Origin of the sequence: Streptomyces sp. NPDC002870 (assembly GCF_042888505.1) — a bacterium.
Taxonomy (GTDB): Bacteria; Actinomycetota; Actinomycetes; order Streptomycetales; family Streptomycetaceae; genus Streptomyces.
Genome location: NZ_JBIAPW010000004.1, coordinates 95,222 through 108,080 on the forward strand (window position 1 = coordinate 95,222; position 12,859 = coordinate 108,080).

At 70.5% G+C, this 12,859-nt stretch carries 11 protein-coding genes; 4 read left to right on the forward strand and 7 right to left on the reverse strand.

What is annotated here, in order from left to right:
- Nucleotides 1–7: 7 nt before the first annotated feature.
- Nucleotides 8–703 carry a LuxR C-terminal-related transcriptional regulator gene (locus tag ACFYWY_RS07030; protein WP_389180936.1) on the reverse strand — a complete coding sequence of 232 codons (696 nt, stop codon included), beginning with the start codon at nt 701–703 and terminating at the stop codon, nt 8–10.
- On the reverse strand, nt 700–2,001 hold the full coding sequence (locus tag ACFYWY_RS07035; protein WP_389180939.1) for a PspC domain-containing protein: 1,302 nt from the start codon (nt 1,999–2,001) through the stop codon (nt 700–702). Before ACFYWY_RS07035 ends, ACFYWY_RS07030 begins: the two co-directional genes overlap by 4 nt.
- Before the next feature lie 152 nt (nt 2,002–2,153).
- Here ACFYWY_RS07035 and ACFYWY_RS07040 point away from each other — a divergent pair, with 152 nt between their 5' ends.
- Entirely contained in the window at nt 2,154–3,470 is a 1,317-nt protein-coding gene (locus tag ACFYWY_RS07040; RefSeq protein WP_389180942.1) for a PspC domain-containing protein, read from the forward strand.
- A gap of 168 nt (nt 3,471–3,638) precedes the next feature.
- Here the strand turns inward: ACFYWY_RS07040 and ACFYWY_RS07045 are convergent, their stop codons facing one another.
- From ACFYWY_RS07045 to ACFYWY_RS07055, 3 genes are all read right to left on the reverse strand, one after another.
- A complete protein-coding gene (locus tag ACFYWY_RS07045) occupies nt 3,639–4,160 on the reverse strand; it encodes a DoxX family protein (protein WP_389180945.1) in 522 nt (173 codons plus the stop codon).
- Between the two features lie 137 nt (nt 4,161–4,297).
- On the reverse strand, nt 4,298–5,470 hold the full coding sequence (locus ACFYWY_RS07050; RefSeq protein WP_389180949.1) for a hypothetical protein: 1,173 nt from the start codon (nt 5,468–5,470) through the stop codon (nt 4,298–4,300).
- 236 nt (nt 5,471–5,706) lie between these two features.
- Complete coding sequence (locus ACFYWY_RS07055) at nt 5,707–6,495, reverse strand: class II aldolase/adducin family protein (RefSeq protein WP_389180952.1); 789 nt, start codon at nt 6,493–6,495, stop codon at nt 5,707–5,709.
- Between the two features lie 69 nt (nt 6,496–6,564).
- Here ACFYWY_RS07055 and ACFYWY_RS07060 point away from each other — a divergent pair, with 69 nt between their 5' ends.
- Complete coding sequence (locus tag ACFYWY_RS07060; RefSeq protein ID WP_389180955.1) at nt 6,565–7,005, forward strand: cupin domain-containing protein; 441 nt, start codon at nt 6,565–6,567, stop codon at nt 7,003–7,005.
- Between the two features lie 62 nt (nt 7,006–7,067).
- On the opposite strand, the gene guaA is transcribed toward ACFYWY_RS07060, so the two are convergent.
- Nucleotides 7,068–8,648 carry a glutamine-hydrolyzing GMP synthase gene (guaA, locus tag ACFYWY_RS07065; RefSeq protein ID WP_389180958.1) on the reverse strand — a complete coding sequence of 527 codons (1,581 nt, stop codon included), beginning with the start codon at nt 8,646–8,648 and terminating at the stop codon, nt 7,068–7,070.
- Between the two features lie 311 nt (nt 8,649–8,959).
- Between guaA and ACFYWY_RS07070 the strand changes: the two genes are divergently transcribed.
- The gene (locus ACFYWY_RS07070; protein ID WP_389180961.1) at nt 8,960–9,286 is read left to right on the forward strand and encodes a chorismate mutase; all 327 of its coding nucleotides are present in this window, start codon (nt 8,960–8,962) and stop codon (nt 9,284–9,286) included.
- Between the two features lie 701 nt (nt 9,287–9,987).
- A complete protein-coding gene (locus tag ACFYWY_RS07075; RefSeq protein ID WP_389180964.1) occupies nt 9,988–10,965 on the forward strand; it encodes an LPXTG cell wall anchor domain-containing protein in 978 nt (325 codons plus the stop codon).
- A 73-nt stretch (nt 10,966–11,038) separates the two neighbouring features.
- Here the strand turns inward: ACFYWY_RS07075 and ACFYWY_RS07080 are convergent, their stop codons facing one another.
- Nucleotides 11,039–12,844 carry a GMC oxidoreductase gene (locus tag ACFYWY_RS07080; protein ID WP_389180967.1) on the reverse strand — a complete coding sequence of 602 codons (1,806 nt, stop codon included), beginning with the start codon at nt 12,842–12,844 and terminating at the stop codon, nt 11,039–11,041.
- Nucleotides 12,845–12,859: the final 15 nt, after the last annotated feature.

The window sequence follows — 12,859 nt, forward strand, 5'->3', positions numbered from 1 at the left end:
ATGGAACCTAAACCAGACGACGGGCCGTCGCCCATCGCGTCAGCTCGTGCCGGTTCGAGAGCTGCAGCTTCCGCAGCACCGCCGACACATGCGACTCCACTGTCTTCACCGAGATGAACAGCTGCTTCGCGATTTCCTTGTACGCGTAACCGCGCGCGATCAGCCGCAGCACCTCGCGTTCCCGCTGGGTGAGCCGGTCGAGGTCCTCGTCCACCGGCGGCGCGTCCGTCGAGGCGAAGGCGTCCAGCACGAAGCCCGCCAGCCGCGGTGAGAACACCGCGTCCCCGTCCTGCACCCGGAAGATCGAGTCGACCAGATCCGTGCCCGTGATCGTCTTGGTGACATAGCCGCGGGCGCCGCCCCGGATCACCCCGATCACGTCCTCGGCCGCGTCCGAGACGGACAGCGCCAGGAAGCGCACCGGGTTCTCCGACGCCGCCATCAGCGAGGCGCAGCGGCGCAGCACCTCCACCCCGCCACCGCCCGGCAGATGCACATCCAGCAGGACGACCTCGGGCCGGGTCGCCGTGATCACGGTGACCGCCTGGTCGACGTCGGCGGCCTCGCCGACCACTTCGACACCGGTGCGGTCGGTCTGGCCGATTTCGGCCTGCACTCCGGTGCGGAACATCCGGTGGTCGTCGACGAGCACGACCCGTGCGCGCCGCTCGGCAGTCTCTCCAGCAGCCTCGGTCTCGGTCATTCGCCCGCCCTCTCCATCTCCAGCTCGACCTCGGTGCCCCCGCCGGGCACCGAGCGAAGCCGTGCCGTCCCGCCGTTGCGCTGCATCCGGCCGATGATCGATTCTCTTACGCCCATCCGGTCGCCGGGGACGGAATCCAGGTCGAAGCCCGGCCCCCGGTCCCGTACCGACACGAAGACCGTACGGCCCTCGACCTCGGCGTAGACCTGGACGGCCCCGCCCTCGCCACCGTACTTGGCCGCATTGACCATTGCCTCGCGTGCGGCCTGCATCTGTGCGGCCAGTTTCTCGTCCAGCGGGCAGTCGCCGACGACCACGACCTCCAGCGGGACGCCGTGCTTGTCCTCGACTTCGGCTGCGGCCTTCTTCACCGCCTCGGCGAGCGTGTCCGGTTCCTGGTCCTCGTCCTTGCCGGTGCCCTCCGGCTTGTAGAGCCAGTTCCGCAGCTCGCGCTCCTGGGCGCGGGCGAGGCGGCGGACCTCGCCCGCGTCGTCGGCGTTGCGCTGGATCAGGGTGAGGGTGTGCAGGACGGAGTCATGGACGTGCGCGGCGACCTCCGCTCGTTCCTGGGCCCGGATGCGCATCGTCCGCTCCTCGGAGAGGTCCTGGGTCATCCGCACCAGCCAGGGGCCGGCGAGCAGGGCGACACCGGCGATGACGGCGAGGGCCGCGGTCAGTACGTTGCCGAGCTGGGCGGCGGAGCCGCGTACCACCATGAAGACGCCGAGGCCCATACCGACCAGGGCGACGCCCGCGAGCGCGCGGCCCAGCTGCAGCAGCCTGCGGCGGCGGCCACCCGTCGACAGGGTGGCCCAGCGGGCGCGGCGGGCGTTGTCCGCCTGCCGCCACACCAGCACCACGCCGGCGCCGATCAGCAGCGTCGGCCAGACATAGCGGCCGGTGCTGCTGCCCATGTCGACACTGCCGGCGAAGATCGCGGCGCCGAAGAGCAGCGCGACCATCGCGAAGAGCTGTCCCTTGTCGGGCTTGCGCAGCCGGCGCCTGCCGTCGGGCGTGGCCTCGAACACGGAACGCGGCTCGGCGGCCCTGCCTCCGACGCCGAGCGGCACGACGATCCAGAAGACGGCGTACAGCAGCACGCCGAGACCGTCGGCCATGAACAGGCCGAGGAAGACGAGACGGACCCAGATGACGGGCAGTCCCAGATGCCCGGCGAGGCCGCGGGCGACACCACCGAGCATCCGGCCGTCGGCGCTGCGGTACAGCTTGCGCAGCGGCTGCTCCTCGGGCGCGGGGGCGCGTGAGGGTCCGGCGGATCGGGGCGTGGCGACTGGCATGCCCCGATCGTCACATGCAGGGGCGGGCCGTGGTATCAGGGTCGTCCCTTAATCCGACCCTGAATGCCGGGACCCGCGGCCGGGCCGATATCAGGGAAGGGCCAGGGTCGGGGTGGGTGCCGCCCCGGCGCGGGGCCCGTCACCATGTACGTATGACACAGCCGACCACTCCGCCTCCTGCGAAACCGGACGCGCCGCCCGAGGCGCGTGCCGAGACGCAGCCGCTGCGCCGCGCCCCGGACCAGAAGGTGGTGGCGGGTGTCTGCGGCGGGCTCGGCCGGTATTGCGACATCGACCCGGTCATCTTCCGGATCGTGATCGGTGTGCTCTCCGTGACCGGTGGCATCGGCCTGATCTTCTACGGCTTCGCCTGGCTGCTGATCCCCCTCGACGACGAGGAGGAGAACGAGGCGCGTCGCCTGCTGTCGGGCCGGGTGGAGGGCGCTTCGCTGACCGCCGTGCTGCTGGCCCTGATCGGCTGCGGACTGTTTCTGACCATGCTGAGCAACAGCGGGATGCTCGCCTTCGCCGCCCTCCTCTCGCTCGCGGTCGGCGGCGCGTCGGTGTGGTCGCAGCGCCGCCGTGTCGCCGCACCCGACGGCGCGTCTATGGACACCGCGACGGCGCACGCGGTGGCCGAGGCGCCGCCAGAGACGAAGGCGCCGCCCGTCCGCGACAGCCCGTCCTGGTGGCGGGACCCGATCATCAAGGACGGCACGACGGGCCCGGTGGCGACCGGCTATCTCTGGGGCCCGGAAGAGGCTGCGGCCCAGGTGGCCGCGGAGGCCGCCGCACCGCCCCAGCGGCGTCCTTCACCAGCTCCCCCGCAGACGCGCGGGCCGCGCGGAATCGGGGGCACCGTCTTCCTTTTCGCCCTGCTCGCGGGCGCCCTCGGCATCGGGCTCAGCTGGGACAGCAGTCCGCTGGGCACGAGTCTGCAGATCGGTCTCGTCTGCGCGCTCGCGGTGTTCGGGCTCGGCCTGCTGGTCAGCACGCTGCTGGGCCGAACCGGCTTCGGCACGATCATGATGACGATGATCACGGCGGGTCTGCTGGCGGGGGCTGCCGCGCTCCCCAAGGACATCAGCACCCACTGGGCGCGTACGGACTGGAAGCCGGCCTCGGTGGCCGCCGTGCAGCCGCGGTACGAAATGGGCTCCGGCGTCGCGACCCTCGACCTCTCGTCCCTCGCCGTCCCCGCCGGCCGGACGGTGTCGACGAGGGCGCAGGTCGGGGCAGGCCAGCTCAAGGTCGTGCTGCCGAAGGACGCGCCGGTGAAGCTGCGGGTCAAAGCGGGCTTCGGCGACATCCGGCTGCCCGAGGACGCGGCGAACGACATCGACGTCGCCCCCGGCCAGGACCGGCAGAGCACCCTGCCGGCGCCGGCCGGCGCGAAGCCGTCGGGCACGCTGGAACTCCGCCTAGAAGTAGGAGTCGGACAGGTGGAGGTGACCCGTGCCGCGTCGTGAACTCCGGCATGAATTCCGGCCGGGCAAGCTGATCGCGGGCCTCGCCGTGCTGGCCGCAGCGCTGCTGTACGCGGGCGATGCGGCCGGCTCCTGGCAGACACCCTGGTTCGTGGTCTTCCCGGTCGTCTTCGGCGGTCTGGTCCTGGCCGGGGCGGTGACCTGGACGCACTACGGCATTCGCCGCCGCCGGTCGGCCAGAAGGGCGTCGAGCGAGAGGAACGAGGCCCCTGCGAGCACCAACGGCAGCCAGGCCATCAAATAGGCGAGGTCGTTGCCGTAGTAGTACGGCTCGGTCTGCCAGCTCACCGTCAGCCACAGGCTCAGCGAGATGAGCGCCCCGCCGAGCGCGGCGAGCCGGGCCAGCAGCCCGACGAGGGTGCCGATGCCAACGGCGAGCTCACCGAGGGCGATCGCGTAGCCGAAGCCCTCGGGGTTCTTGAGCGCAAGGTCGACAAGAGCGGGCACGGCGGAGGTGTCGCGCACGCTGCGCATCAGATCGCCGACGGAGCCCTGCCCGCTCGCGGCCATGAACTGACTGTCCGTGAGCTTGTCGATTCCCGCGTAAATGAACGTCACGCCGAGGAAGAGCCGCAGCGGCAGGAGAGCGTAATGGCTCGCCCGTTCTTTCCAGCCACCACGCCTGCCGTCGATCGTGCCGTAGTCGGCCGTCGTCCGATATGTGTGTGTCATCACTGGTCCCGCCTTCGGTTGACCCGTCAACTGACCATACGTACGCCGAAGCGGAGCCGCTCACCAGGCGTGCGGCTCACTCTGTGACATCGGCGAGGGCGGGATCGGTCCGTTGAGCCGGCCGGGTCAGTCCGATCTCAGTCCGTCACCTCGATGAGGCAGCGGTTGCTTTCCATGCCCGAGGCCGTCACGACCTGGATGTTCACCGGCCCCGCCTCGACGTCCACCGGGACCGGCACGGTGAGCGCGGTGTCCGTCGGGTTGGCGAAGCCGCCGGAGACCGGGATCAGCGGGACATGGACATGAACCGCGCCGAAGCGCACGACCATCCGGGCGAGCCGGTCGGGCGTGCCCGCGCCCGGGGGCACGAAGCCGGCGCCGCGGATCTCGATGTCGTCGCCGGTCCGGATGGGGGCGTCCAGATCCCCTGCCTCGCGGGCACGGACGACCGAGAGCACGATCGGCCGGCCGCCCTCCGCGTACTTCCCCGCGAAGTACGTCGCCGCCGAGACCGCGACCAGCAGGGCAGCCCCCCACGGCAGATCGGGCAGTTGCTCGGGCCGGCGGGCGAGCCGTACCAGCGCGAAGACCGCCGCGACGGAGCTCACCAGGACGTACTGCACATCCGCGAAGCTGCCGCGCCCGCTGTCGTCGCAGAGCAGATCCGCCAGGCGCGGCCGGTCGGCGCGGATCTTCTGCAGCCGCTGGCCGGTGACGCGTACGGCCACCACGCGGCGTACGACGACGGCGATCGCGCACACGAGCGCGAGGACGAACAGCATCCCCGCGCCATGGGCCAGGTCGAGTCCTTCGATCAGCGCGTCCCGGTCGGCGGCGGACGATGCCCAGGCCAGCTGGAGGGCGAGCACCAGCACCGAGAAGACGACGAGCAGCACCCAGGCGGTGGCGACGGCGCGCGAGGTGGAGAGGCGGTTGTCCTCGCCGATCAGCGGGGCGAGGAGGCCGCCGCGCGACCGGTGCAGGCGGGCCGCGACGCTCAGCAGGGAGCCGACGACGAACGCGGCGAGCAGCCCGGAGGTGCGGGCGCCGGTCCAGCCCGCGCCGGTCGCGGTCACGATCTGGCCGAGCGCAAGGGCGGCGAAGGCCGTCCAGATGACCAGCAGCGAGCGTTGCCAGACGAGTTGGAGCCACGCGTCGCCCGCCTCACGGCTGCGGTCGGCGACCGTGCGGGCCGACTGGGTCAGCTCGTCCGACACCCACTGGCGCGAGGCGCCCGGCGAGTGGGCGACGGCGGCCGGCAGCCCCTGGCCGGCGGCGAACTCGTCCCGCTTGGCGAGGAATTCGGCCACTGCTCGCCGATGCCCTTCACGCGCGCCGTGCGTACTTTCGTCGCACTGTCCCGCTTCTTGCACCGCCACGAGTAAAAGCCGCCTTCCCCGCCCCGCACTGACTGAACTTCCGTGTAATTCATGGGAATTGTGCCGTAAGAAGGGGGCGCACGCCCCGTCGCCCGAGGCTACAGGGGGTGAATGTGCCGGTGCCCGATTGACCCCCTGCTGAATTGCTGCCGCTTGCTACTGCTTCGCTACTGCAGCAGTTCGGGTTCCGCCTGGCTGATCTGCCGCCACAGGGGCTGGTAGTTGATCCATGCGACCAGATCGCTGCCGAGCTGCTCGCGGGTGGCCACCGCGTCCCGGTGCTCGATCAGCACGGGCTTGCCCGCCGCCCGTGCGGCGAGCTGTATCTGGGCGCAGCGCTCCATGGAGATGAACCACCAGGCCGCGGCGTCGACCGAGTCGCCGACGGTCAGCAGCCCGTGATTGCGCAGGACGACGGCCTTGTACGCGGCGAGGGCGCCGGCGATCAGCCGCCCTTCCTCCTCGTCGACGATCACTCCTGTGTACCGGTCGACCAGGGCGTGGTCCTCGTAGAAGGCGCAGGCTTCCTGTGTGATCGGCTCGATCAGCTCGGCGAGCGCGGACAGCGCCCGCCCGTGCACGGAGTGGGTGTGCGCGACGGCGACGACCTCGGGCCGGGCCCTGTGCACCTGGGCGTGCACGGCGAACGCCGCCTGGTTGACGTGGTGCCGCCCGATGACAACCTGGCCCTCCCCGTTGACGAGGATCAGATCACCGGCGGCGACACGCGCGAAGGGGACGCCGAAGGGGTTCACCCAGAAGCAGTCGGTGAGCTCCGGGTCCCGCGCGGTGATGTGGCCGGACACCCCGTCCTCGTAACCGAACCGCCCGAAGAGCCGCAGCGCCCCGGCGAGCCGCTCCTTCCGGTACGCGCGCTCGTCCACGACGGACGCGTGCACGGGCGGCATGGCGAATCGCAGCTGCTCGACGGGGATCGGGGCGGGCGTCTCAGTCATGGCTGGGAAGCTACCTCCGGGTACCTCAACTGACCAGAGACGTCACGCGCCTTGCACGAGAATGCGTCCATGACCGAACCGACATCCCCCCTGGTCCCACTCCTCGGCCTCGAACCGCACGTGGAGGGCGGCTGGTTCAGGCAGACGTGGCAGACGGCGGGCACGACGACCCCGCCCGGCTACCCCGGGCCGCGGGCGTACGCCACCGGCATCTACTTCCTGCTGCACCCCGGCGAGAGCTCGCGCTGGCACCGCGTACGCTCCGACGAACTCTGGCTCTGGCACCGCGGCGGCCCGCTCCTGCTGCACCTCGGCGGCACGGACGAGAAGCCTTCGGCGGCCGAGACGCTCACCCTCGGCCCGTCGGTGGAGTCGGGCGAACAGCCCCAGCTCCTTGTCCCCGCGAACACCTGGCAGGCGGCGGAACCCGCGGGCAACGAGCCGGTCCTGGTGACGTGCATCGTGGCGCCGGGCTTCCACTTCGACGACTTCACGCTGCAGGAGTCGTAGAAACGCCGACGCCGACGCTCAGGACTGCTGAGCGGCGGCGTCGGCGGCGTCGGCGGCGTCGGCTATTCCCACTCGATGGTGCCCGGCGGCTTGCTCGTCACATCGAGGACCACGCGGTTGACGTCCGCGACCTCGTTGGTGATCCGGGTCGAGATCCTGGCCAGCACCTCGTACGGCATCCGCGTCCAGTCCGCCGTCATCGCGTCCTCGGAAGAGACGGGACGAAGCACGATCGGGTGGCCGTAGGTGCGGCCGTCGCCCTGGACGCCGACGCTGCGCACGTCCGCGAGCAGCACCACCGGGCACTGCCAGATGGAACGGTCCAGGCCCGCCGCCGTGAGCTCCTCGCGGGCGATGGCGTCCGCCTCGCGCAGCAGGTCGAGGCGGTCCTTGGTGACCTCGCCGACGATACGGATGCCGAGGCCCGGGCCCGGGAAGGGCTGACGCTGGACGATCTCGTCCGGCAGGCCGAGCTCCTGGCCGACCATCCTGACCTCGTCCTTGAACAGCTTGCGCAGCGGCTCGACGAGCTCGAACTCGAGGTCTTCTGGCAGGCCGCCGACATTGTGGTGCGACTTGATGTTGGCGGTGCCGGTACCGCCGCCGGACTCGACGACGTCCGGGTAGAGCGTGCCCTGAACCAGGAAGGCGACGTCCTCGCCGTGCGCGGCCTCGGCGATGATCTCGGCCTGGGCCTGCTCGAAGACCCGGATGAACTCGCGGCCGATGATCTTCCGCTTCTGCTCGGGGTCGGACACCCCGGCGAGCGCGTTCAGGAAGCGGTCGGCCGCGTCCACGACCTTCAGCTGGACGCCGGTCGCCGCCACGAAGTCCTTCTCGACCTGCTCGGTCTCGCCCTTGCGCATCAGCCCGTGGTCGACGTACACGCAGGTCAACTGCGAGCCGATGGCCTTCTGCACCAGTGCCGCGGCCACCGCGGAGTCCACGCCGCCGGACAGGCCGCAGATGGCGCGCTTGGCGCCGACCTGCTCGCGGATCAGCGCGACCTGCTCGTCGACGACATTGGTCGTGGTCCAGGTCGGCTCGATGCCGGCGCCCCGGTAGAGGAAGTGCTCCAGGACCTGCTGGCCGTACGTCGAGTGCATCACCTCGGGGTGGTGCTGGACGCCGTACAGCTTCTTCTCGTCGTTCTCGAACGCGGCGACCGGCACGACATCCGTGGACGCGGTGACGGAGAAGCCCTCGGGAGCGGCGGAGCAGGCGTCGCCGTGGGACATCCACACCGACTGCTCGGCCGGGGTGCCCTCGAAGAGCGTCGAACCGGGCTTGGAGACATGCAGCGGCGTACGGCCGTACTCACGCGCGCCCGTGTTGTCGACGGTCCCGCCGAGCGTCGTCGCCATCAGCTGGAAGCCGTAGCACATGCCGAGAACCGGGACCCCGGCCTCGAAGATCTCGCGGTCCAGCCGCGGGGCGCCCTCCGCGTACACGGACGACGGGCCGCCGGAGAGGATGATCGCCTTGGGGTTCTTGGCCAGCATCTCCGCCACCGGCATGGTGGACGGCACGATCTCGCTGTAGACCCGGGCCTCACGGACGCGGCGGGCGATGAGCTGGGCGTACTGCGCGCCGAAGTCGACAACTAGTACGACGTCGGTGGCGGCGGGGGGTGCTGCTGGCACGGGTGGCGGCCTTCCGGCGGGTGGGAGGGAGGGTCTGCTTTGTCGATTCTACCGGCGCGCCGGTAGAGCTTTTCGTCTCACCATCCGAACCCGGATTGGGCCCGCGCGGGCGGCCGGTCCATACTGTCGCCATGCACCAGCAGCTGACCTTCGTCTTTACCTATGGCACCGGCCCGTCCGGCTGCCATGGTCGTGCTGCTTGAGCCACTGACAAGCGACTTCCCAGGCGCCCCGGGCCGACAAGGCCCGGGGCGTTCTGTCATTTCCGGGCCTTGCCGCTCCGGGGCCGCCGCCCCCGACAAGGAGCCCGCATGACTGTCACCGAGACCGGAACCGGCACCGCCACCGGAGCCGGAGCCGACACCCGAGCCGACACCGGAGCGCGTACCGACGAGGCCGCGTGTGTGATCACCGGCGCCCGTGAACGCATCGACGCACTCGACGACCGCATCATCGGACTGATCCAGGAACGGATGGCGGTCTCGGCCGTCATCCAGCAGGCCCGCATCTCCTCCGGCGGCCGCCGCGTGAACCTGTCGCGCGAGATGGAGGTTCTCGGCCATTTCCGCGACGCGCTCGGAAAGCCCGGAACGGCGCTCGCGATGACGCTGCTGGAACTGTGCCGGGGCCGTATCTGAGTTCGGGCGCGTCCCTCACCCGTACGGCGCGTGACCGCAGCCGACGGGGCTTCGTTGGTACCGATGTCCGCGCCAGCCAGGGGCGGGCCCTCGAAGGAAACCACGCGTGGCTCCGCTGGAGCGTGTGACGTACCGCAGGTACGTCGTGGGACCTCGCCCCAGCGTGCGTGACCGGTCGGCAGGGGACAGCAGCCCGGTCACCCAAGGGCGGTCGGCTCCGGGGACGCCCGGGGCCGACCGCATCCGGTCCAAAAGGTTGCGCAGGCCGCAGCCCTTCCAGCACGATGCAAGAACAAGCGCGTCCCTCTCTGCGCGACAACAGTGCCAAAGGTCGATACCACCCGCGCGCCGCAAGTGCGCCGGGTCGGCGACCCTTCCCAAGCGGCGCTACCCCCCGGCGCCGCGCCTCGGCACCGGCGCTGCCCTGACGTCGGTGCTGACCCAAGGGCCCCGCGGATCACACATCCGCGGGGCCCTTGCGCATGCGCGGGCGCGCGCGACGGAGCGCGTGCGGAAGCGTGTGACGGGGGCCACATAAGTTTTCTGTGAAACCGAGGGCAACCATTTCGGCCATTCGCAAGTCATGCATGCGAAACAACGGCCTCTCCCGTGTACCCCCACCTCGGAAGGCCTCCAGACTCCGTGCCGTGTCAAGCGGTACGCCGGACTTCACTGAGGTCTTAATGAAGCTTCGCCGCGCCATGGCAGTCGCTGCCGCGACCGCTGTCATAGCCCCCGCCACTTTCCTGGCGGCGCCTGCCGCGTTCGCGACGACCCCGACTCCGACGCCGACGGAGACGGCCAGCACGTCCCCGTCGCCGACGGAGACCGCCACCACGTCTCCCTCGCCGACGGACACGGTCACCACGCCCCCCGCGCCGACGGAGACCGCTGCGTCCCCGAGCGCGCCGGCTAACAGCCCGAGCGCGCCGGCCACTTCGCCGAGCGCGTCGGCCACCACGCCGGACGAGACCTTCGGCTGTGACCTCGCCGAGAAGCCGACGTTCGACAAGAGCCTGCAGACCAGCCTCACCGGTCTGCCGTCGAAGATCGTCGCGGGCAGCGGTTACCACCAGTTCAAGCTGAACGTCGCCAACAAGGGCGAGAACAGCTACAAGCGCGTCGACCTCGGCGTCTTCACCGCCCAGGTCGACGACGACACGTGGGAGGAGTCCACCGGTCACCTCTCCCTCCAGTACAAGGACCCGGAGTCCGGTGTCTGGACCGACATCTCCCTCGACGAGGACGACGAGGGCGCCGGTTACCTCGGCTACACGGACGTCAAGGCGAAGGAGTCCTTCTCCATCGACCTGCGTCTGAGCGTGGACAAGGCCGCCCCCGCGGGCTTCGGCTACGCCATCAGCATCGGCGCCTACGCCGATGACAAGGGCAACTGCGTGTTCTCGGACGACGAGGCGTACTACGAGTTCGACATCCTCGCCGCCGGCACGGAGCCCGGTGACGTCGATGAGGCGGAGCCGCAGGAAGGTAGCAAGAAGCCGCTGCCGTCCACGAAGCCGGCCGGCAACACGGAGATTCAGCCGCAGGGCAACCTCGCTGAGACCGGTTCCAGCTCCATCCTGCCGACCGTCGGTATCGCCGGTGGCATCGCCATCGTCGCCGGCGCCGGTGTCGTGTTCGCGATGAAGCGTCGCCGCAGCAGCGGCGCCACCGCGTAACACCCGGCCACACAAGGCCAAGAGGCCGCTGCACTCGGAGGGGGGTGCAGCGGCCTCTTCGTGTCTCGTACGGTCAGGACTTCTTCGGCGGGACCGCCGGGATCCCCAGGAACGGCAGCCTCAGCGCGCCGAAGGCCGCCTCCGGGACCGCCGGGGACCTCGGCGCGATCGGGGTCAGGCGTTCGTACGCCGAACCCTGCGCCGGACGCGGGTCCTCCTCGCCCTTGTTGGGCCAGAACGACATCGCCCGCTCCGCCTGTGCCGTGATCGTCAGCGACGGGTTCACGCCCAGGTTCGCCGAGACCGCCGCTCCGTCCACGACCGAGATGCCCGGGTGGCCGTACAGCCGGTGGTACGGGTCGATGACGCCCGACTCCGGATCCGCGCCGATCGGGCAGCCGCCCAGGAAGTGGGCGGTCAGCGGCGTGCCGACGAGTTCGCCGACGTTGCTGCCGGGGAAGCCGTTGATCTCCTCCGCGAGGAGGGACGCCGCCCGCGTCGCCTCCGGGATCTGCTGAGGGTTCGGAGCGCCGTGGCCCTGGCGGGCGGTGAGCAGGCCCTTGCCGATGCCGCCCGGCTTGCGGAACGTCGTCAGCGAGTTGTCCAGGGACTGCATGACCAGGCCGATGATGGTCCGCTCCGACCAGCGGCGGTTGGACAGCGAACGGGCCGCCTGCACCGGGTGCCTCGCCGCGTTGCCCAGCCAGCCCAGCACCCGGTGGTCGCGGTAGGGCACCTGGAGGATGGACATCGCGCCCATCGCGTTGGAACCCTTGCCGTAGCGGACCGGCTCGATGTGGGTGTTGTCGTCGGGATGGATCGACGACGTGATCGCGACGCCCCGGGTGAAGTCGGCCTTCTTCACACCGTGGCGCTTGCGGTAGCGGCGGTTGTCGGTCTGGGCGCCCACGAGCGCCTCGGAGTTCGTCCGGGTCAGCTCGCCCAGCCGCGGCGAGATCCGCGGCAGCAGCCCTCGGTCCTTCATGGTGTGCAGAAGGGTCTGCGTGCCGTACGTGCCCGCAGCCACGACGACCTGCCGGGCGCGCAGCACCTTCGTCCTGCCCTTGCGGCGCGCGTCCGTCGGGACGGTCGTCACCTGGTAGCCGCCCTCCGCGTCCTCGCGTACCGCGGCGACCGTCGTCATCGGATGGATGACGGCCCCGGCCTTCTGGGCCAGGTAGAGGTAGTTCTCGTTGAGGGTGTTCTTCGCGCCGTGGCGGCAGCCCGTCATGCACTCCCCGCACTCGGTGCACGCCTTGCGGGACGGGCCCGCTCCACCGAAGTACGGATCGTCGACCGCCGCGCCCGGCTTCGCCTTCGACGTACCGTCGGCGTCCTTCCCGTCGCCGAAGAAGACGCCCACCGGTGCCAGGTGGAAGCTGTCGCCGACGCCCATCGCCTGCGCCGCCGCCTTGAGATGCACGTCGGACGGGGTCATCGTCGGATTGAGCCGTACGCCCAGCATCCGCTTCGCCTGGTCGTAGTAGGGCGACAACTCGGCCTGCCAGTCGGTGATCCCGGCCCACTGGCGGTCCTCGAAGAAAGCCGCCGGCGGTATGTACAGGGTGTTGGCGTAGTTGAGCGAACCGCCGCCGACCCCCGCGCCCGCCAGCACCATCACCTTGCCCAGCAGATGGACGCGCTGGATGCCGTACAGGCCGAGAGCCGGCGCCCACAGATAGTTCTTGATGTCCCAGGAGTTCCTGGGCAGGGTCTCGCGGGTGAAGCGGCGGCCCGCCTCCATGACCCCGACCCGGTAGCCCTTCTCGGTGAGCCGCAGCGCGGAGACCGAGCCGCCGAAGCCCGAGCCGACGACGATGACGTCGTAGTCGTAGTGCGAGTCGTCGTCCTGGATCTGGGCCTGGGTGTCCCGTGACATTGGCTCTCCTCGTGC

Bases quoted from the DNA above. Each gene is read 5' to 3' on its own strand.
- ACFYWY_RS07030 (WP_389180936.1), bottom strand. From the start codon at position 703: ATGACCGAGACCGAGGCTGCTGGAGAGACTGCCGAGCGGCGCGCACGG.
- ACFYWY_RS07045 (WP_389180945.1), bottom strand. From the start codon at position 4,160: ATGACACACACATATCGGACGACGGCCGACTACGGCACGATCGACGGC.
- ACFYWY_RS07080 (WP_389180967.1), bottom strand. From the start codon at position 12,844: ATGTCACGGGACACCCAGGCCCAGATCCAGGACGACGACTCGCACTAC.
- ACFYWY_RS07055 (WP_389180952.1), bottom strand. From the start codon at position 6,495: ATGACTGAGACGCCCGCCCCGATCCCCGTCGAGCAGCTGCGATTCGCC.
- ACFYWY_RS07060 (WP_389180955.1), top strand. From the start codon at position 6,565: ATGACCGAACCGACATCCCCCCTGGTCCCACTCCTCGGCCTCGAACCG.
- ACFYWY_RS07070 (WP_389180961.1), top strand. From the start codon at position 8,960: ATGACTGTCACCGAGACCGGAACCGGCACCGCCACCGGAGCCGGAGCC.
- ACFYWY_RS07035 (WP_389180939.1), bottom strand. From the start codon at position 2,001: ATGCCAGTCGCCACGCCCCGATCCGCCGGACCCTCACGCGCCCCCGCG.
- ACFYWY_RS07075 (WP_389180964.1), top strand. From the start codon at position 9,988: ATGGCAGTCGCTGCCGCGACCGCTGTCATAGCCCCCGCCACTTTCCTG.
- ACFYWY_RS07040 (WP_389180942.1), top strand. From the start codon at position 2,154: ATGACACAGCCGACCACTCCGCCTCCTGCGAAACCGGACGCGCCGCCC.